Annotated in this window: 1 protein-coding gene; it reads right to left on the reverse strand. The window is 75.2% G+C overall.

The features are described from left to right. The coding region (locus B7767_RS30175; RefSeq protein WP_256923627.1) for a beta-ketoacyl synthase N-terminal-like domain-containing protein at positions 1-1,840 on the reverse strand (1,840 nt) is incomplete at both ends.

The raw sequence follows: 1,840 nt of genomic DNA on the forward strand, positions 1-1,840 counted from the left end.
CTCCAGGGCGGCCCGGCCGCGGGCGAGCGAGGCGGCGACGTCCAGTTCGTCCACGTCGTCGTGGGCCCGCAGGTGGGCGGCGATCCGTGCCGCCTGGGCGCGCAGCGCCTCGGCGGACGCCGCCGACACCGTCAGTGGCAGGACCGGGGGCCGTTCGCCGCGCGGTTCCTGCGGTCCGGGTGGCGGCGCCTCCTCGATGACCACGTGGGCGTTGGTGCCGCTGACGCCGAACGAGGACACCGCGGCGCGGCGCGGGCGGCCGTGCGCCGGCCACTCCCTGGCCTCGCTGAGCAGTTCGACGGCGCCCTCGGTCCAGTCGATGTGCGGGGAGGGCGTGTCGGCGTGCAGGGTGCGGGGCAGCACGCCGTTGCGTATCGCCATCACCATCTTGACCACGCCGGCGACGCCGGCGGCGGCCTGGGTGTGCCCGATGTTGGACTTGACCGACCCGAGCCACAGCGGATCGCCGTTCGCGCGTTCCTGTCCGTACGTGGCCATCAGGGCCTGCGCCTCGATCGGGTCGCCGAGGGTGGTGCCGGTGCCGTGGCCCTCGACCGCGTCGATGTCGGCGAGGGTCAGGCCCGCGGAGGCCACGGCCTGCCGGATCACGCGCTGCTGGGCCGGGCCGTTGGGCGCGGACAGGCCGTTGGACGCGCCGTCCTGGTTGACCGCCGAGCCGCGGAGCACCGCGAGCACCGGGTGTCCGGCGCGGCGGGCGTCCGACAGGCGTTCCAGCAGGAGCAGCCCCGCGCCCTCGCCCCAGCCGGTGCCGTCGGCCCCCGCCCCGTACGCCTTGCAGCGGCCGTCGGCGGCGAGTCCGCTCTGCAGGCTCATCCCGACGAACGTCTCCGGTGTGGCCATCACGGTGACGCCGCCGGCGAGGGCGAGCGTGCACTCGCCCTGCCGCAGGGCCTGCACGGCCCAGTGCATGGCCACCAGGGAGGAGGAGCACGCGGTGTCGATGGTGACCGCGGGTCCGTGCAGTCCGAGGGTGTAGGCGATGCGGCCCGAGGCGATGCTGCCGAGGCCGCCGCCGTCGGTGAAGCCCGCGAGGTCCTCGGGGACGGAGCCGGAGCGGGTGGACCAGTCGTGGTTCATGACGCCGACGAACACGCCGGTGGAGCTGCCCTTCAGGGAGTGCGGGTCGATGCCGCCCTGTTCGGCGGCCTCCCAGGCGGTCTCCAGGAGCAGCCGGTGCTGGGGGTCCATCGCCTGGGCCTCCTTCGGGCTGATGCCGAAGAAGGTGGGGTCGAAGTCGGCGGCGTCGTGGAGGAAGCCGCCCTCGCGGGTGTAGGTGGTGCCGTGCTTGCCGGGCTCGGGGTCGTAGATCTCCTCGGTGTTCCAGCCCCGGTCGTCGGGGAAGGCGCTGATCGCGTCGGTGCCGTCGGCGACCAGCTGCCAGAGGTCCTGCGCCGAGGTCACTCCGCCCGGGTAGCGGCAGGCCATCGCCACGATCGCGACGGGCTCGTCCGCCGCGGCCCGCACGGTGGTCCGCGACGGGGCGGCGGCGGGGGCGGCCCCGCTCACCTTGTCGAGCAGGTGCTCGGTCAGGGCGCGGGGGGTGGGGTGGTCGAAGATGAGGGTGGAGGTCAGCCGGAGCCCGGTGGCCGAGCCGAGCGCGTTGCGCAGTTCGACGGCGGCCAGGGAGTCGAAGCCGAGATCGGTGAAGGCGCGGCGGGGGTCGATCGCGGAGCCGTTCTCGTGGCCGAGGACGGTGGCGATCTGGGTGCGGACGAGGTCGGAGACGATCCGTTCGCGTTCGGCGTCCGGCTTGCCGGCCAGCCGGTCGGCCAGCAGGCCGCCGGGGCCGCCCGCGGTCGCGGCGGCGTGCCGGCGGGCG

The organism is Streptomyces sp. 13-12-16 (assembly GCF_002114215.1).
GTDB lineage: Bacteria > Actinomycetota > Actinomycetes > Streptomycetales > Streptomycetaceae > Streptomyces.